Here is a 16101-nt window from a genome sequence, read left to right as displayed (position 1 = left end):
CGATGCGATCGACTTTCTCCGTGGAGAACCGCGACCAGGTCGTCGAGGCCGTGGCCTGGGCCGCCGCCAAAGAGGAGCCGTTGGAGATCCTCGGCCGCGGCAGCAAGCGGGGTCTGGGCCGCCCGGTGCAGGCCGCCCACAGTCTGGACCTGTCAAAGCTGAGCGGCATCACGCTCTACGAGCCGGAGGAACTCGTCCTCTCCGCCCGCGCCGGCACACCACTCGCCGAGATCGAGGCTGCGCTGGACGCGGAGAACCAGATGATGGCGTTCGAGCCGGCGGACCTTGCGCCGCTGCTCGGTACCGAGACCGGCAATGGCTCCATCGGCGGCGTGCTCGCCTGCAACCTTTCCGGCCCGCGGCGTATCAAGTCCGGCGCGGCGCGCGATCACTTCCTGGGTGTCGAGTCGGCCTCGGGCCGCGGCGAGATCTTCAAGTCCGGCGGCCGGGTGGTGAAGAACGTCACCGGTTATGATCTCTGCAAGCTGCTCTGCGGGTCCTACGGCACCTTGGCGGTGATGACGGACGTGACGCTGAAGGTGCTGCCGCGGCCGCAGAAGACCTACACCGTGCTGATCCTCGGCCTCGACGATGCAACCGCGGTGAAGGCCATGAGCCGCGCGCTCGGATCGCCGCACGAGGTCGCCGGTGCTGCCCATCTGCCCGCGGCTCTGGCGGCGGGCTCGCAGGTATCCTATGTGGCCGGGGCAGGGGGCGCGGTCACCGCGCTGCGGCTTGAGGGGCCTGGCCCATCGGTCGAGTACCGCTGCGCCGCTCTGCGCCGGGAACTGGCCGACCTTGGCGAAACCGAGGAACTGCACAGCCAGAACTCGCTCACGCTCTGGCGCGAACTGCGCGATGTACGGCCGTTTTGGACAGACAACGACAGAGCCGTGTGGCGCCTTTCGGTGGCCCCCAGCCTGGGGCCGGAGGTGGTCGCCGGTATCGCCGAAGACGAGGCCTTTTACGATTGGGGCGGCGGGCTGGTGTGGCTGGCGCTCTCGGCTGATGGCGATGCTGGCGCGGCGCGCGTCCGCGACGTGCTTCAGCCGCTCGGTGGCCATGCGACGCTGATCCGCGCTCCGGCGGAGGTGCGCGCCGCAGAGGCCGTCTTCCACCCACAGGACCCGGCGATGGCGGCCCTGCAGGCGCGTGTGAAGGAAGGCTTCGATCCGCGCCGCATCCTGAACCCCGGCCGCATGTATGCAGGGCTCTAGGGCGAAAAGGGACCCCGATGCAGACGAATTTCTCTCTCGCCCAGCTGGCCGACCCGGACACGGCCGAATCCGAAAAGATCCTGCGCAACTGTGTGCACTGCGGCTTCTGCACCGCGACCTGTCCGACCTATACCCTGCTCGGCGACGAACTGGACAGTCCGCGCGGGCGCATTTACCTGCTTAAGGACATGCTGGAGAAGGGGAAGCCGGCCTCGGCGAAGGTGGTAAAGCACATCGACCGCTGCCTCTCCTGCCTTTCCTGCATGACGACCTGTCCCTCCGGCGTGCACTACATGCACCTGGTCGATCACGGCCGGAAATACATCGAGGAGACCTTTCGCCGACCCTTGCCGGAGCGCGCATTGCGCTGGCTGCTGGCCTTTGTGCTGCCAAGCCCTTTTCGCTTTCGCCTTGCGCTGCTCGGCGCCTTTTTTGCCAAGCCGCTGGCCCCGCTGATGCCCGGGCGTCTGAAGGGCCTTCTGGCCATGGCCCCGGCCGAGGTGCGCCCGCCCAGCACGGTGGACCGGCCGCAGGTCTTCCCCGCCGAAGGCAAACGCCGGGCGCGGGTCGCACTGATGACCGGCTGTGCGCAGAAGGTGCTGGCGCCGGAGATCAACGAGGCGACGGTGCGGCTGCTGACGCGCCTGGGGGTCGAGGTGGTGGTGGCGAAGGGTGCCGGCTGTTGCGGCGCGCTGGTGCATCACATGGGCAAGGAGGAGCCGGCCCTGGAAAGCGCCCGGGCCAACGTCGGCGCCTGGATGCGGGAGCTGGAGGGCGAAGGCCTGGACGCGGTCATCATCAACGCCTCGGGCTGTGGCACCACGGTAAAGGACTACGGCTTCATGCTGCGCGAAGACGCGGATTGGAAGGACAAGGCCGCCACCATCGCAGGGCTGACCAAGGACGTGACCGAATTCCTGGACAGCCTCGAGGTGATCGCGCCGCGGGAGGCGGCGGACCTCACCGTCGCCTATCATTCCGCCTGCTCCATGCAGCACGGCCAGCAGATCCGGCGTCAGCCGAAGGACCTCCTGACCAAGGCGGGCTTCGCTGTAAAAGACGTGCCGGAGGGGCATCTCTGCTGCGGCTCCGCCGGCACCTACAATCTGCTGCAGCCGGAGATCGCCACGCAGCTCAAGGAGCGAAAGGTGCGGAACATCGAGTCCACCCGGCCGGATATTATCGCGACCGGCAACATCGGCTGCATGACCCAGATCGGCGGGGGTACCGCGATCCCGGTCGTGCACACGGTTGAACTGCTGGACTGGGCCACCGGCGGCCCGAAACCGCCGGCGCTCGACCGTGCCGGGGTTGAACGGGCCAACTGACAGCCTTTATCCGACCGCTTCAGACTGCTTGCTGGTGAGCCCGGCGAGGGCGAGCCGCTGGGTTTCCACCGCGCGGTCCCAGACCATCTGCTTCCAGTCGTCGGCGTCCTGATAGAAGGCCTCGCGGATCTGGGCTTTGATGGCGCGGCCCTTGGCGGAGTCGACCTCGCCATGGAGGTGGAGCCAGTTGTCGGCCCTGAGCGCAAGCTTGACCTCCTCGGTCGGAAGGGTCCCGTACTCAAGCGCGATGGCCGTCACCTCGGCATGGGGTGCGGCGGCTTCCATGCCGATGACGTTATGGCCGCTGATCTCCGTCGAAGATGACGTGCCGAGCGCGGGGCAGGTGTGGTCGTCGCCGTACCAGGCCTCCACCCGGGCCAGGCCCGGGGACTGCGGCTCGGCCGCGCAGATGCGCTCGCCGTGCCCGCGCGGTCCCAGGCCGGTGTGATAGTCGATCACCGCGATCTGGCGGGCCTTGGCGAGGTCCTTGGAAAACAGCGCCTTGAGGGTCTCATGCGACCAGGTCGGCCTCTGGCCGCCGAAAAAGATGCCGTCGGGATGGCTGTACTGGCCGCCGGAGACGGCAGCCTGCAGGGCGGCGCGTCCGTGAGCCTCGACATAGGCCACCAGCACATCGCGGGTGGCGGTGATCGTGGCATCGTCCCAGGTCGGCGGGCAGAGCGCCTCGGCGAGCTCCTCGTAGCCGCTGTTGCGCGGCAGGGGCACCGAGAAATCGGCGAAGTTGCGGTTGAGATCGATGTTGTCCTCGGTCACGCGCCTCAGCCAGGCGAAGCCGTGCGGATTGATGGCGTGGATCGCCATGTAGGCCAGCCCTTCGGGCAGTTCCCCGGCCAGGCCGCTTTCGAACCAGCCGATCTGCACGCCGGAGCCGCAGAAGCCTTCCGCGCCATGGGTGCCGGAGATGCTCACAAGCACGCGTTCCGCGTCGCGCGGGCCCAGCCAGGCGACATCGGTCGAAAGCGTCTCGCCGCCGGGGCCGGTGCCGGGGTGACGGTGGCTCGCAAGCACGGCGCCGGCGCGCTCGCCCGCCTCGGCGAACCGGCGCCTGGCCTCGAAGTAGTCCTGCGAAAAATAGCTCGCCACGGTCATCACGCGGGTCCCTTCATGGATTTGTGATGGTTGCCGGCCAACCAAGTCCTTTGGCAGGCCGCCTCTTTCGGCCATACTCTATTCTATGAGAACGCTGGGTCTGAAGACGATTATTGTGTTGTTTAGCCTGCTGGCGGGGGGAGCCGTTTCGGCGGATCAGAAGGATGCCCGCCTGCATGATCTCTTTTCCCGGCTTCTCATCGCCCCGGGCCCTGCCGAGGCGCAGGTTATCGAGGGGGCCATCTGGCATATCTGGGTGCAGTCTGACGACGGCGCCGTTCGGGCTCTGATGGAAGACGGCGTGGCAGCCATGTCGCGGCGCGACTATCGCCGGGCGCTGTCCAGGTTCGATCAGATGGTGGCCATTGCGCCCGACTTCGCCGAAGGCTGGAACAAGCGCGCCACGGTGCACTACCTCATGGGCAACTACAGCGCTTCTCTGGGCGACATCGTTCGTACCCTGGAACTGGAACCCCGCCACTTCGGCGCCCTCTCGGGCCGCGGCCTTGTCTACGTCGCGCTGGAAGACGAGCAGCGCGCCCTGGAGGCCTTTGAGCAGGCGCTGGCCATTCATCCCAATCTGGTTTCGGCGGCGGTCAACGCCGAAGCGCTGCGCAAGAGCCTGCGCGAGAAACAGATCTAGGTACCGTCCAGCGGCTTGTGCTCGGTGCCGGCGCCGGCGGTCATGAACAGCATGCGCCCCGGTTCCACGACCTTGATCCGGTGCCAGCGTCCGCGCGGCACGATGGCGGTGCCGCCCTCCGCGACCTCGATTTCGCGCTCGCCCTCCGGCTCCTCGAGCACGACGATGGCCCGCCCGCTCATCAGCATCAGGATCTCGTCGCCTGCCGGGTGCATCTCCCAGTGTTGCATGTCGGCGAACATCCGGGTGGCCATGACCATGCGCCCGTCGATGCGGATGGCGCCGGATGCCAGGTCCTGCCAGAAGCTCTCGGTGACCTGGACTTCGGCCACCGTTCCATCGGGCCGCAGGTCCAGATAGGTCTCGGTCAGATCGAGGGATTCTTGCGACACCATGGCACGCGCGCTCCTTCCCGGCGGGAGACGTTTACTGCTCGATCTTGGCGATACGCAGCATGTTGGTCGTTCCCGGCGTTCTGAAGGGAACGCCGGCGGTGATCGCCAGGTTGTCGCCCAGGTTTGCGAAACCCTCCCGAACGGCGATGCGGCTGGCCTTTTCCACCATCTCCTGGGTGTTGGACACATCTTCGGTATGCACGCAGTGGGCGCCCCAGAGGACTGCCAGGCGGCGGGCCGTGCGGATTTCGTTCGTCAGCACCAGGATCGGCACATTGGGCCGCTGACGTGCCGCGCGCAGCGCAGTCGATCCGGACATCGTGTAATTGACGATGGCGGCGGTGGAGATGGTCGCGGAGACCTGGGCCGCCGCGGTGGAAATAGCGTCAGCGCCGGTTGCCTCCGTCTCGCCGTCGCGGGCATGGATGATGCCGCGGTAGGAAGGATCGATCTCCGTGCTCTGGATGATGCGGTCCATGATCGCCACCGCCTCGTTGGGGTACTGACCGGCAGCGGTTTCTGCCGAGAGCATAACGGCATCGGCGCCGTCGTAGACCGCGGTGGCGACGTCGGAGGCCTCGGCGCGGGTCGGCGCCGGCGCGGCGATCATCGACTCCAGCATCTGCGTGGCGACGACCACCGGCACTCCCGAGAGACGGCAGGCGTGGATGATCTGTTTCTGGCGGGCAGGAATGCTCTCCGGCGGCATTTCCACGCCCAGGTCGCCGCGCGCCACCATGACGGCATCCGACAACGCCACCAGCTGTGGCAGGCAGTCAAGCGCCGCCGGCTTTTCGATCTTGGTCATGATGGTGGCGCGCTCACCGATCAGCCGCCGGGCCTCGGTCAGGTCCTCGGGCCGCTGCACGAAGGAAAGGGCGACCCAGTCGGCGCCGAGGTCGAGGGCGAAGTCCAGATCCTTGCGGTCTTTGTCCGTCAGCGGCGAGATGGGCAGAATGACCCCGGGCAGGTTCACGCCCTTGCGGTCGCGCAGCGGCCCGCCGGTGACCACCTTGGTGATCGCGTAGTCCGGCGTGCTTTCCGCAACCTCCAGCCGCAGCTTGCCGTCGTCGATCAGCAGCACCGTGCCGGCCGAAATCGCCGCGAAGATTTCCGGATGCGGCAGCGGCGCGCGGCTTTCGTCCCCAATCTCCGGATCGAGGTCGAGCCGGTAGGTCTGACCCGCTTTCAGCTCAATGCTACCGTCCCTTACAGTGCCGATGCGCAGCTTGGGGCCCTGCATGTCGGCAAGAACGCCGATCGGCCGCTCGACCTCCCGCTCCACCTGCCGGATCGTATCGTAGCGGGCCTTGTGGTCGTCGTGACTGCCGTGGCTGAAGTTGAGCCGAAAGACGTCGGCTCCCGCAATGAAGAGATCGCGGATGGCTTCTTTCGTCGACGTCGCTGGACCCAGGGTCGCGACGATTTTTGCTTTTCGGCTACGGCGCATGGCAGGAAGGTTACCTTAAGTGAAGCTTTGTTTCGGCAGCGTGACGGCGGTCTGACGGTCTTTTGAAGAGCAGTTCCCCTAAAGAGCAGTCCCCCTGAAGACGGGCCCTGTGAAGAGCAGCCCCGCCGGCGCGGAAGCCCCCCGGTTATCAGCACGTCCTGTTATGAGGAGCCCAGCGTATAGACGCCTAGTCTATACGTTGGATCAGGATTGCGCGAAAGTCATTCACGTTGGTCCGTGTCGGGCCGGTTTTGACCAGCGCGCCGAGCTTGGAGAAGAACCCGTAGCCGTCGTTGTTGGCCAGCATGGCCTTGGCGTCCAGGCCCGCGGCGGCGGCGCGCGCGAGGGTTTCGGGCGTAAGGATGGCGCCGGCATTGTCTTCGCTGCCGTCAATCCCGTCGGTGTCGCAGGCAAGTGCGTAGACCCCGGGGAGCCCGTCAAGCGCGACCGTCAAGGCGAGCAGGAACTCGGCATTCCGTCCGCCGCGGCCGTCGCCGCGCACCGTCACCGTCGTTTCGCCGCCGGAGAGCAGCACGCAGGGAGCGGGCACCGGCTGTCCGTAACGGACCACCTGGCGTGCGATTCCGGCCATCACCTGGGCGACGTCGCGCGCCTCGCCCTCGATGGCATCGCCCAGGATGACCGGCGCGATGCCCGCATCGCGGGCAACCGCCGCGGCGGCCTCCAGGCAGGCTTGCGGCTTGGCGATGACATAGGTTTCCGCCCCGCTCAGGCGCTGGTCTCCGGGCTTCGGGGTCTCCTCCGCCTCCGCCCACAGCAGCTTGGCTACGCCCTCGGGCGCGGCGATGCCGTACTTCTCCAGGATCGCACGGGCGTCAGCGAAGGTCGTCGGATCGGCAACCGTGGGGCCGGAGGCGATGACGGAGGGATCGTCCCCTGGCACGTCGGAGATCAGCAGGCTGACCACCTTGGCCGGCGCGGCGGCTGCGGCAAGCCGCCCCCCCTTGATGGCCGACAGGTGCTTGCGCACGCAATTCATCTCGTCGATGGCCGCACCCGACTTCAGAAGAGCGCGATTGACCGCCTGCTTCTCTTCGAGCGTGATCCCCTCCGCCGGCAGGGCCAGGAGGGCGGAACCGCCGCCGGAAATCAGACAGAGGACGAGATCGTCGGGTTCCAGGCCCTCGACCATGGCGAGGATGCGCCCGGCGGCCTCGCGGCCCTTGCTGTCCGGCACCGGATGGGCTGCCTCGACAACCTCGATACGCCGGCAGTCGGCGCCATGGTCGTAGCGGGTAACCACGAGGCCCTCCAGCGGAGCGTCCCAGTGGTCCTCCACCGCCTTGGCCATGGCCGCCGCCGCCTTGCCGGCGCCGATCACGACGGTTCTGCCCTTCGGGCGGGCAGGCAGGAAATCCGGCACCGCCTTGGCCGGATCGGCAGCGGCCAGGGCGGCATCGAAGAGCCGGCGCACGAAGTCGGCGGGGTCTGCGTCTGATATCGCTGTCATCCTGCGCTGAGCCTCAGATGGAGGGGTTGGACGAGATCCGGCGGGGCGAGAGGCGGGCCTCAGCCCCCGGCGCTACCCTTGACCTCGTTCTGCGGACCGGCTTCCTCGGGTGGGATACTGCTCTCTTCATAACGCGAGAGGACAGTGCTCAGATGGTCCTGCATGGCGGCCGCGGCTGCATCGCCGTCGCGCGCCTTGATGGCCGACCAGATGGCACGGTGCTGCTGGGTGAAGCGCTGGTCGTCCGCCGGGGTGGCGTAGAGGCTGTAGCGGTGAAAGGTCAGCATCTGCTCCAGAATGTCGCCCAGGACCGACATCAGATGGAGATAGACCGCAGAGCCTGAAGCCTTGGCGATCGCCAGATGGAAGTTGAGATCGTCTTCCGCCTTGAAGCGCGACGGGCGACCTGCGGCGGTCATGGTGACAAAGGCGCGGTCGATTTCGGTGCGCTGTTCCGGCGTTGCCCGTTCCGCCGCGCGCCGTGCGGCCCAGACCTCCAGCTTGGAGCGGATCTCTGCCAGGTCGTGCAGGTTGTCGCGGTTGGAACGCACCAGGCGGGCGAGCGCGGAGTCGAGCTGGTCGGCCGCCGCCGTGATGCGCGTACCGCCGCCCTGGACGGCGGTGACGAAGCCCTGCGCCTTGAGCTGCTGCAGGGCGGCACGGATCGAAACCCGGCTCACGCCCATCATATCCGCAAGCTGACGTTCCCCCGGCAGCCGTTCTCCCGGCGCCAGCTCGCCGCTGGTGATCAGGCGCAGCAGCTCGTTGGCGATACGGTCGGCAACGCGCTCGCGCGGAATCTCTTGGAACCTCGGGTCCATGGTCTCTGACCGTGGGCTTGTCGCCACCGGCCCCCTTGGGTGCTCGCGCCGGCCCCGACCACCGCGGCTGGTCGGGGGTCGCACCCGGCCCGGTGGTCTGACTGGCATTTTGGTATCACCAATTTGAATGCCCCTTTATGCGGCGCACGAGCGGGCGCGTCAAGGCGATCCCGTCCGGGCGCCCTGACGGGATCGCCCTGTTAAGGCACCCCCGGCACGCGCCTCCACCGCACCGGCTGTCGGGGATCAGGCCAGGAGCGCGGCGCGGGCCACCCGCTCCACATCCGCGCAAAGCGGTTCCGGCAGATGATCCGGGCGCGCCCAGCAGAGCTCCAGGGCGTCGTCCGCCGCCGCGGCACGACCACCGACCCAGTCGAGCCTGAGGGCCAGCATCAGGTGGTGGACCGCGGCCGCCGGGCCGGACCGGCTATCGGCCGCTTCGGGTTCGATGAGGTCCACGGCGGCCAGGGCGCGCGGGTTTCCGCCGTCGAGCCCGGTCTCTTCGCGCAGTTCGCGAAGCGCGGCAGCGGCGGCCGTCTCGCCCAGTTCCACCTTGCCGCCGGGAAAGCCCCATGTCCCGGCCTGGGGCGGATTGGCGCGGCGGACCAGCAGGACCGCCCCGTCGTGCACCACGACGGCCAGCACCGACAGCAGGGGCGCGCCGGCGAAGGGCCGCTGCGGGCGTCGTGCGGTTGACTGCCTGTCGTTTGGCAACGTGCTCTCCATGAGGCCCGGCTCCCGTGAGGCCGGCTGGCGGCTACAGTCCGGCGCCGGCGGGCGACGAGACCTGCCCGGGGCCGATGACAGCGCCCAATGGCCATGCTAAGCCGAAAGGGCGGATCACTTCCAGGATGCGATCCACTTCAGCAGGCGACAGGGCAGGAGGTGTTGCGATGACCGTTGAATGGCAAGGCGTGTTTCCCGCCGTGACCACCCAGTTCACCACGGGCGAGGCCGTGGACATGGACGCGACCCGAGCGCATATCGACATGCTGATCCGTGCCGGTGTGCACGGTCTGGTCATGCTTGGGACGGTGGGCGAAAACTGCTCGCTCAGCGCCGATGAGAAGCGCGCAGTCATGCAGACGGCGGTGGAAATTACGGCCGGCCGGGTGCCTGTTCTGGCCGGCGTGGCGGAGACCACCACGGCCCAGGCCTGTCGCTTCGCCGCGGATGTCGAGTCGATCGGCGCCCAGGGGCTGATGGTGCTCCCGGCCATGGTTTACAAGTCCGATGCGCGGGAGACCATGGCCCATTACCGCGCCGTCGCCCAGGCTAGCGCGCTTCCCATCATGTGCTACAACAACCCGGTCACCTACGGCATCGACATCACGCCGGCGATGTTCGCGGAGTTGGGGGACGAGCCGACCCTCGTCGCGATCAAGGAATCCTCCGACGATCCGCGCCGGCTGACCGATCTGGTGAACGCCTGCGGCGAGCGCTACATCCTCTTCGGCGGCGTCGACGACCTGGTCATGGAGTCGGTGATGCTGGGCGCCCGGGGCACCGTCGCCGGCCTCGTCAACGCCTTTCCGGAAGAGACGCTGAGGCTCTGGTCCATGGCTGTGCAGGGCCGCTATGCGGAGGCGCTGGATCTCTACAGGTGGTTCATGCCGGTGCTTCACCTCGACTGCCATCCCAAGCTGGTGCAGTACATCAAGCTGGCGCAGGCCATGTGCGGCTACGGCAGCGAGACCTGCCGCGCGCCGCGCCTGTCCCTGGAGGGGGAGGAGCGCGCCCGGATTACCGCGGTAATCCAACAGGCCATCGACACCCGGCCCGGCGCCAAGGCGGCTTAGCCGCCGTTTCAGAAACACTGACCGGTTCAGGAGTCAAACCATGCTCGCCGTCCAACTGCAGCGCCATGCGCGCCCGGATCTCGCCTGTGCGTCGGTTGAGGTACCCGATCCCGGTGCGCCCGGGCCCGGCGAGGCGGTGGTCGCCATCCGTGCGGCGGCGATCAACCCGGCTGACCTGCTGATCTTCGAAGGGCGCTATCCCGGCCCCGAAGAACTGCCGGCCTTCGTCGGTATCGAGGGGGCGGGGGAAGTGCTGGCGGTGGGTGAGGGCGTCGATCTGGCGCCCGGCGATCATGTGCTCAGCCTGGGGCGGGCAAACTGGGCGGAGAGAGTGAAGGCCGAGGCGGGCCAGTTCATCCGCATCCCCAAGTCCCTGGCGTGGCGCGACGCGGCTCAGTTGAAGGCCAATCCGCCTTCCGCCCATCTGATGCTCAGCCAGTACGTCGACCTGCAGCCCGGGGATTGGGTTGTCCAGAACGCCGCCAACTCTGCCGTTGGCCGCCACATCATCCGCTTTGCCCGGGCCCGCGGGTTGAAGACCGCCAACATCGTGCGGCGCACGCCGCTGATCGAGGAACTCACGGCCCTGGGCGCCGACGTGGTGGTGATCGACGAGGGCGATATCGCAGCGAAAATCCGCGATGCCGCCGGCGCCGAGGCGCCGATCCGGCTCGGCATCGATGCTATCGGAGGCGCCGCCACATCGATCCTGGCGGACTGTCTGAGCGACGGCGGCACCGTGGTGAACTACGGCTTCATTTCCGGCGAGGCCTGCCGCATGACGCCCTATCATACCGTGATCCACGGCCTCACGCTCACCGGCTTCTGGCTGGTCGGCTACATGCGCTCCACCCCGCGCTTCGAGATCGAGGCAATGTATGCCGAAATGGCCCGCGCCTTCGAAGAGGGCGTGCTGGTCTCGCCGGTGGAGGCGGAGTACACGCTGGACAGGGCGACCGAGGCGCTGGCCCATGCCCATGCGGAGAGCCGCGGCGGCAAGATCCTGCTGACGCCGCATGGTGCGCTTTAGCGCGTCAGCCTGAAGCCCGGGCGCCGGCCGCCGGCTGTTTGCTGGCGGCAAAGGCATCCTTGTAGCGGTCCCGCAACAGGTTCTTCTGGACCTTGCCCATAGCGTTGCGGGGCAGTTCCGTTTCGAAATAGATGCGCTTGGGCTGCTTGAAGCGCGCCAGGTCATCCTTCAATGCCGCGGCGACCTGGTCTTCCGTCAAGCGCCCTTCGCCCTCGGGCACGATGACCGCGGCGACCCCTTCGCCGAAGTCGGGGTGGGGCAGGCCGATCACAGCCGACTCCCGCACCCCCGCCAGATCGTCGATGAGGGCTTCGATCTCCTTCGGATAAATGTTGTAGCCACCGGAGATGATGAGGTCCTTCGAGCGTCCGACAATGGCGATGTAGCCTTCGCCGTCGATGACACCGAGATCGCCGGTGATGAAGAAGCCGTCCTCGCGCATTTCTTCCGCCGTCTTTTCCGGCATGCGCCAGTAGCCTTTGAAGACGTTGGGGCCGCGCACCTCGATACCGCCGACCTTGCCCGGCGGCAGCACGGCGCCGTTTTCCGGGTCGGTGATCCGGATCTCGATGCCGGGCAGCGGGAACCCCACCGTGCCGGCACGCCGCTCCCCATCATAGGGGTTGGAGGTGTTCATGCCCGTCTCGGTCATGCCGTAGCGCTCCAGGATCGCGTGGCCGGTGCGCTCGGTCCACTGCCGGTGAGTCTCGGCGAGAAGCGGTGCTGAGCCGGAGATGAAGACCCGCATGCCCAGGGTAGCTTCGCGCCCGAGCCCCGGGCAGTCCAGCAGGCGGGTGTAGAAGGTCGGCACCCCCATCAGCGCGGTGGCGTTGGCCATATCGCCCAACACGGCCTCGGCGTCGAAACGGCTGCGGAAAATGAGCTTGGCGCCGCTCAGCAGAGTCACGTTGGTGGCGACGAACAGACCATGGGTGTGAAAGATCGGCAGGGCGTGGATCAGCACGTCCTCGGCGGTGAAGCGCCAGCTCTCCGTCAGAACTTCGGCATTGGAGGCGAGGTTGGCATGGGTCAGCATGGCACCCTTGGAGCGGCCGGTGGTCCCGGAGGTGTAGAGGATGGCCACCAGGTCCTCCGCATCGCGCGGCACCGACTCGAAGCCGGCGCCCTGGGCGGCAACGGCTTCGGTCAGGCTGCCGCTGCCGTCGGCGGCGAGCGTCAGAACGGCGCCGACCCCGGCCTGCGCCGCAATGGCGCTCAAGGCGTCCAGCTTCGTTGGATCGCAGACGAAGACGCGCGGCTCGGCATCGCCGAGGAAGTAGCTGACCTCCGCGGCCGTATAGGCGGTGTTGAGCGGCAGGAAGACGCCGCCGGCCAGAACGGTGCCGAGATAAAGCTCGATCGCCTCGATCGACTTCTCCACCTGCGCTGCCACCCGGTCCCCCGGCTGCAGGCCGGCGGCGACGAGGGCTTTCGCACAACGCTCCGCCGCCTCGAAAAGCGCGCCATAGGTGACGACAGGCCGGCCCGGCTGCTCTGCAAGCTCCGCAAAGACCGCGGCTTCGCGGCCCAGCGACGCGGAGCGCAGGTGGCTGGCAAGGTGGTTCCGGTCATACATGAGCACTGCTCCGCTTTCTGCTCTTGGCCAGGCGTTGGACCGCCGTCGACGCGGCGATGCTGCCGTCGTTGGCATAGGCCTCGTGATTCTTTTCGATGCTCTTCAGGTCGTAGAGGTAGTTCACCATCATGCCCCAGGCGTTGGCGCGCCCGCGCCCGCTGAGGTCGGCGGCGACGTTGATGCGTTCCAGCCGGGCGCCGTTGCCCAGATGAAAGCGCGCCACCGGGTCGAGGGCGCCGCCGCGCCGGCCCTTTGCGTGGAGCAGGTAAACGGCGGCCAGCGACAGCACCTCGTCGTCGGCGATCTCCGGATCGTCTCCGTTCAGCTTGGCCACCAGATCGCGCTGCTCGTTGGCCAGCAGGCCGTCTTCGGTCTCTGTTTCCTGCTCCGCCCAGCGCCGCAGGCCCGGCACCGGCGAGAGGGTGGCAAAAGTGGTCAGGCCGTCGAACTCCCGCCGCAGTTCCTCCACCACCTGCTTGATCAGGAAGTTGCCGAAGGAGATGTTGCGCAGCCCCTTCTGGCAGTTGGAGATGGAGTAGAAGGTCGCCGTGGTCGCTTTGTTGGGTTCCAGCGGTTCACGGTCTTCGGTCAGGATCGGCTGGATGGCGTCGGGAACCGCCGCCGTCAGGGCCACCTCGACGAAGATCAGGGGGTCGTCGACAAGGGCCGGATGGAAAAACCCGTAGAGGCGCCGGTCCGGCGCGGCGACCCGGCGTCGCAGATCCTCCCAGCCGGCGATTTCGTGCACGGCTTCGTAAGCGATGATCTTTTCCAGGATTGCGGCCGGCGTCGACCAGTCGATGCGCCGCAGTTCCAGGAAGCCCCGGTTGAACCAGGAGGCCAGCAGATGCTGGAAGTCGATGTCGAGCGGCTGCAGGGTCTCATCCTCCCTCACTGCATCGAGCAGGTCGGCGCGCATTCCCACCAGCGCCTTGGTGCCGCCGGGCGCGCGGTTCAGGCGGCGGATCAGCTCCTGGCTGCGCGGCTCGGACGCGAAGTGCAGGGCCCGGGCGGCACTGCTGCCTTCCGCGCGCCAGACCTCGACCGCCTTTTCGAGGGCCGCGTCGTCGACGCTGAACCGCTCTGAGATCTGACGGAAGAAGGTGCGCCGGCCCTCCGGGTCCAGCCCGCCGTAGGCATCGAAGACCTGCTCTGCAATGGCCAGCCCCGTCGCCTCACCCTTGCCGCTCAGCAGGTTCTCGCAGAGCGCCAGGGGGTCCCCGGCGGTGGCCTGCGTTCCCAGGGCCAGGCTCCGTCCCGCCTCGGCAATCCGCGCTACAAGGTCGTTGAAAATGCTGCTGCTGATCATTTCACCACCGGTCCCATCACGATATCCGGCAACCAGGTTACCAGACCCGGGAAGACCGAGAGGATGACAATGGCGAGAACCATGCAGGCAACAAAGGGTAAGGAGCCCTTGAGGATGGTTTTCAGCGAGATATCCGGCGCTATGCCGTTGATGACATAGAGGTTGAGGCCGACCGGCGGGGTAATCAGGCCGATTTCCATGTTGATGGTCAGAATCACCGCGAACCAGTAGGGGTCGAACCCGGCGGAGACGACGATGGGCAGCAGGATCGGCGCCGACATCAGAATGACCGCCACCGGCGGCAGGAAGAAGCCTGCCACCAGGAGGAAGATGTTGATGGCGATCATCAGGGTCCAGCGGTTGACGTCGAGGCCGGCAATCCACTCGGCGATGGCCTGGGTGACGAAGAGGCTGGAGAGCATATAGGAGAACACGCCCGCCGCGCCGATGATGAAGAGAATCATCACGCTCTCGCGGGTCGAGTCCCTGAGAACCGCCCAGAGCGAGCGCGGCGCGAAGAGCTTATAGATGATGACCGCGACGATGACGCAGAGCAGGGCGCCGACGGCGGCCGTTTCCGACGGGGTGGCGACGCCGCCATAGAGTGCGTAGAGCACGCCCAGGATAATGGCGATGAAGGGCAGGACCCGCGGCAGGATCTCCAGCTTCTCGACCCAGCTGTAGCGCAGACGGCCAAGGGCAACCTCGCCGCCGCCCTGGCGCCAGGTGTCGAAGATCGACCAGGCCATGAACAGCAGCACCAGCAGCAGGCCCGGGATCACCCCGGCGAGAAACAGCCGCCCGATGGAGGTCTCGGTGGAAATGCCGTAGACGATCATGGTGACCGAGGGCGGGATCAGAATGCCCAGCGTGCCGCCGGCGGCGATGGATCCCGCGGCGACGCCGTCGGGATAGCCGCGCTTGCGCATCTCCGGGATGCCCATCTTGCCGATGGCCGCACAGGTCGCGGGCGAGGAGCCGGACATGGCGGCGAAGAGGGCGCAGGCCCCCAGGTTGGAGACCACCAGTCCGCCGGGCACGCGGGTCAGCCAGCGCTCCAGCGCCTCGTAGAGGTCGGCCCCGGCCCGGGTGGAGGAAATCGCCGCGCCCATGATGATGAACATGGGGATCGACAGGAGGGCGAAGTTGTCCAGCTTGCCGAAGAAGATCTCCGGCAGCAGCTCCATGGAGCCGAAGCCGTCGAAGACGATGAGGAAACCGGCCGAGACGATCAGCAGGCCCGCGGCGACGGAGACGCCGGAGAACAGCACCAGGATCGTGAAGACGGCGACCAGGGCACCGAGAACGAGGGGGTCGTCCATCAGTCCTTGTCCCCCGGTGAGAGGTTCCCCGGTGCGACGTTCCCCGGTGCGGGCGGCGCGCCGGCATCCCCCCGGCCGGTGATCAACGCAATGAGATCGGCGCTCAGCTGCAACACGAACAGGCCGAAGCCGAGCGGGATGGCGATGTAGGGGATCCAGAGCGAGACGCCCCAGACGGTGTCGGACTTCCAGTTGCGCTCGAAGGCCAGATGGAAGAGTTCGAAGCCATAGAAGGCGACGACGCCGGCCACCGCGATGGTCAGACAGAGCGTGGCTGCGGTCAGCGCGCGGCGGGCCGGCGGCGGGAGGAGCATCGGCAAAAGGTCGACGTTCACATGCCCTCGCAGGCGCTGCACATAGGGCAGGCCGATCATGGTGGCGGCGATCATCAGATAGACCACCATCTCCGTCTGCCAGATGGTCGAGGCGTTCATGACGAAGCGCATCCAGATCATCTGGCAGGTGATGAGGACCGAGGCAAAGATCATGCTGGCGGCGGCGATGCCGCAGAGGGTGGAGAGCAGCCCCACCGTGCCGAAGAAAGACCGGGCAAAGGCGCTTTCGCGCGCTGCGGCGCGCTCCCTTGCGTGCTCTGTCATGGCATCGCTCCGGCGGGGCTTTGCGGCATTG

15 protein-coding genes are annotated in these 16101 nt (G+C 67.3%); 5 read left to right on the top strand and 10 right to left on the bottom strand.

What is annotated here, in order from left to right:
* Positions 1–2 precede the first annotated feature (2 nt).
* Together glcE and glcF are read left to right on the top strand one after the other, a co-directional pair.
* Positions 3–1217: a glycolate oxidase subunit GlcE gene (gene glcE, locus ACO06P_RS07010; protein WP_420349289.1), complete on the top strand. Its 1215-nt coding sequence runs from the start codon at positions 3–5 to the stop codon at positions 1215–1217.
* A 17-nt stretch (positions 1218–1234) separates the two neighbouring features.
* The gene (gene glcF, locus ACO06P_RS07005; RefSeq protein ID WP_420349288.1) at positions 1235–2545 is read left to right on the top strand and encodes a glycolate oxidase subunit GlcF; all 1311 of its coding nucleotides are present in this window, start codon (positions 1235–1237) and stop codon (positions 2543–2545) included.
* A 6-nt stretch (positions 2546–2551) separates the two neighbouring features.
* Here the strand turns inward: glcF and ACO06P_RS07000 are convergent, their stop codons facing one another.
* Entirely contained in the window at positions 2552–3655 is a 1104-nt protein-coding gene (locus ACO06P_RS07000; protein WP_420349287.1) for a M14 family metallopeptidase, read from the bottom strand.
* Between the two features lie 115 nt (positions 3656–3770).
* Between ACO06P_RS07000 and ACO06P_RS06995 the strand changes: the two genes are divergently transcribed.
* The gene (locus ACO06P_RS06995) at positions 3771–4298 is read left to right on the top strand and encodes a tetratricopeptide repeat protein (protein WP_420349286.1); all 528 of its coding nucleotides are present in this window, start codon (positions 3771–3773) and stop codon (positions 4296–4298) included.
* Here the strand turns inward: ACO06P_RS06995 and ACO06P_RS06990 are convergent.
* The 5 genes from ACO06P_RS06990 to ACO06P_RS06970 all read right to left on the bottom strand — a co-directional run bounded on the left by ACO06P_RS06990 (position 4295) and on the right by ACO06P_RS06970 (position 9161).
* The gene (locus tag ACO06P_RS06990) at positions 4295–4693 is read right to left on the bottom strand and encodes a cupin domain-containing protein (protein WP_420349285.1); all 399 of its coding nucleotides are present in this window, start codon (positions 4691–4693) and stop codon (positions 4295–4297) included. The genes ACO06P_RS06995 and ACO06P_RS06990 overlap by 4 nt on opposite strands.
* Positions 4694–4724: 31 nt before the next feature.
* Positions 4725–6143 carry a pyruvate kinase gene (gene pyk, locus ACO06P_RS06985; RefSeq protein ID WP_420349284.1) on the bottom strand — a complete coding sequence of 473 codons (1419 nt, stop codon included), beginning with the start codon at positions 6141–6143 and terminating at the stop codon, positions 4725–4727.
* Between the two features lie 187 nt (positions 6144–6330).
* Positions 6331–7614 (bottom strand): glycerate kinase type-2 family protein, encoded by a 1284-nt coding sequence (locus ACO06P_RS06980; RefSeq protein WP_420349283.1) that lies wholly within the window; start codon positions 7612–7614, stop codon positions 6331–6333.
* Positions 7615–7673: 59 nt separating this feature from the next.
* Entirely contained in the window at positions 7674–8435 is a 762-nt protein-coding gene (locus ACO06P_RS06975) for a FadR/GntR family transcriptional regulator (RefSeq protein ID WP_420349282.1), read from the bottom strand.
* A 246-nt stretch (positions 8436–8681) separates the two neighbouring features.
* A complete protein-coding gene (locus ACO06P_RS06970) occupies positions 8682–9161 on the bottom strand; it encodes an NUDIX domain-containing protein (RefSeq protein WP_420349281.1) in 480 nt (159 codons plus the stop codon).
* 167 nt (positions 9162–9328) lie between these two features.
* On the opposite strand from ACO06P_RS06970, the gene ACO06P_RS06965 reads away from it, so the two are divergent.
* Positions 9329–10234 (top strand): dihydrodipicolinate synthase family protein, encoded by a 906-nt coding sequence (locus tag ACO06P_RS06965; protein WP_420349280.1) that lies wholly within the window; start codon positions 9329–9331, stop codon positions 10232–10234.
* A 40-nt stretch (positions 10235–10274) separates the two neighbouring features.
* Positions 10275–11264 carry a zinc-dependent alcohol dehydrogenase family protein gene (locus ACO06P_RS06960; protein WP_420349279.1) on the top strand — a complete coding sequence of 330 codons (990 nt, stop codon included), beginning with the start codon at positions 10275–10277 and terminating at the stop codon, positions 11262–11264.
* A 4-nt stretch (positions 11265–11268) separates the two neighbouring features.
* Here ACO06P_RS06960 and ACO06P_RS06955 read toward each other — a convergent pair whose 3' ends face one another.
* From ACO06P_RS06955 to ACO06P_RS06940, 4 genes are read right to left on the bottom strand one after another with little or no spacing between them, the layout of a single operon-like run.
* Positions 11269–12840 carry a malonate--CoA ligase gene (locus ACO06P_RS06955; RefSeq protein ID WP_420349278.1) on the bottom strand — a complete coding sequence of 524 codons (1572 nt, stop codon included), beginning with the start codon at positions 12838–12840 and terminating at the stop codon, positions 11269–11271.
* Positions 12833–14149 carry a malonyl-CoA decarboxylase gene (locus tag ACO06P_RS06950; RefSeq protein ID WP_420349277.1) on the bottom strand — a complete coding sequence of 439 codons (1317 nt, stop codon included), beginning with the start codon at positions 14147–14149 and terminating at the stop codon, positions 12833–12835. The genes ACO06P_RS06955 and ACO06P_RS06950 overlap by 8 nt, the downstream gene beginning before the upstream one ends.
* Entirely contained in the window at positions 14146–15471 is a 1326-nt protein-coding gene (locus ACO06P_RS06945) for a TRAP transporter large permease (protein WP_420349276.1), read from the bottom strand. The genes ACO06P_RS06950 and ACO06P_RS06945 overlap by 4 nt, the downstream gene beginning before the upstream one ends.
* A complete protein-coding gene (locus ACO06P_RS06940) occupies positions 15471–16070 on the bottom strand; it encodes a TRAP transporter small permease (protein WP_420349275.1) in 600 nt (199 codons plus the stop codon). The genes ACO06P_RS06945 and ACO06P_RS06940 overlap by 1 nt, the downstream gene beginning before the upstream one ends.
* Positions 16071–16101: the final 31 nt, after the last annotated feature.

It is taken from the genome of Pelagibius sp. (genome assembly GCF_965227505.1).
Taxonomy (GTDB): Bacteria; Pseudomonadota; Alphaproteobacteria; order Kiloniellales; family Kiloniellaceae; genus Pelagibius.
Note: the sequence above shows the minus strand (reverse complement) of the source record. Positions and strands in the feature narration are given on the sequence as shown.

What these genes read in the sequence shown, in the direction of transcription:
- glcE (WP_420349289.1), top strand. Translation starts at nt 3, where the DNA reads ATGCGATCGACTTTCTCCGTGGAGAACCGCGACCAGGTCGTCGAGGCC.
- glcF (WP_420349288.1), top strand. Translation starts at nt 1,235, where the DNA reads ATGCAGACGAATTTCTCTCTCGCCCAGCTGGCCGACCCGGACACGGCC.
- ACO06P_RS07000 (WP_420349287.1), bottom strand. Translation starts at nt 3,655, where the DNA reads ATGACCGTGGCGAGCTATTTTTCGCAGGACTACTTCGAGGCCAGGCGC.
- ACO06P_RS06990 (WP_420349285.1), bottom strand. Translation starts at nt 4,693, where the DNA reads ATGGTGTCGCAAGAATCCCTCGATCTGACCGAGACCTATCTGGACCTG.
- pyk (WP_420349284.1), bottom strand. Translation starts at nt 6,143, where the DNA reads ATGCGCCGTAGCCGAAAAGCAAAAATCGTCGCGACCCTGGGTCCAGCG.
- ACO06P_RS06980 (WP_420349283.1), bottom strand. Translation starts at nt 7,614, where the DNA reads ATGACAGCGATATCAGACGCAGACCCCGCCGACTTCGTGCGCCGGCTC.
- ACO06P_RS06975 (WP_420349282.1), bottom strand. Translation starts at nt 8,435, where the DNA reads ATGGACCCGAGGTTCCAAGAGATTCCGCGCGAGCGCGTTGCCGACCGT.
- ACO06P_RS06970 (WP_420349281.1), bottom strand. Translation starts at nt 9,161, where the DNA reads ATGGAGAGCACGTTGCCAAACGACAGGCAGTCAACCGCACGACGCCCG.
- ACO06P_RS06965 (WP_420349280.1), top strand. Translation starts at nt 9,329, where the DNA reads ATGACCGTTGAATGGCAAGGCGTGTTTCCCGCCGTGACCACCCAGTTC.
- ACO06P_RS06960 (WP_420349279.1), top strand. Translation starts at nt 10,275, where the DNA reads ATGCTCGCCGTCCAACTGCAGCGCCATGCGCGCCCGGATCTCGCCTGT.
- ACO06P_RS06955 (WP_420349278.1), bottom strand. Translation starts at nt 12,840, where the DNA reads ATGTATGACCGGAACCACCTTGCCAGCCACCTGCGCTCCGCGTCGCTG.
- ACO06P_RS06950 (WP_420349277.1), bottom strand. Translation starts at nt 14,149, where the DNA reads ATGATCAGCAGCAGCATTTTCAACGACCTTGTAGCGCGGATTGCCGAG.
- ACO06P_RS06945 (WP_420349276.1), bottom strand. Translation starts at nt 15,471, where the DNA reads ATGGACGACCCCCTCGTTCTCGGTGCCCTGGTCGCCGTCTTCACGATC.
- ACO06P_RS06940 (WP_420349275.1), bottom strand. Translation starts at nt 16,070, where the DNA reads ATGACAGAGCACGCAAGGGAGCGCGCCGCAGCGCGCGAAAGCGCCTTT.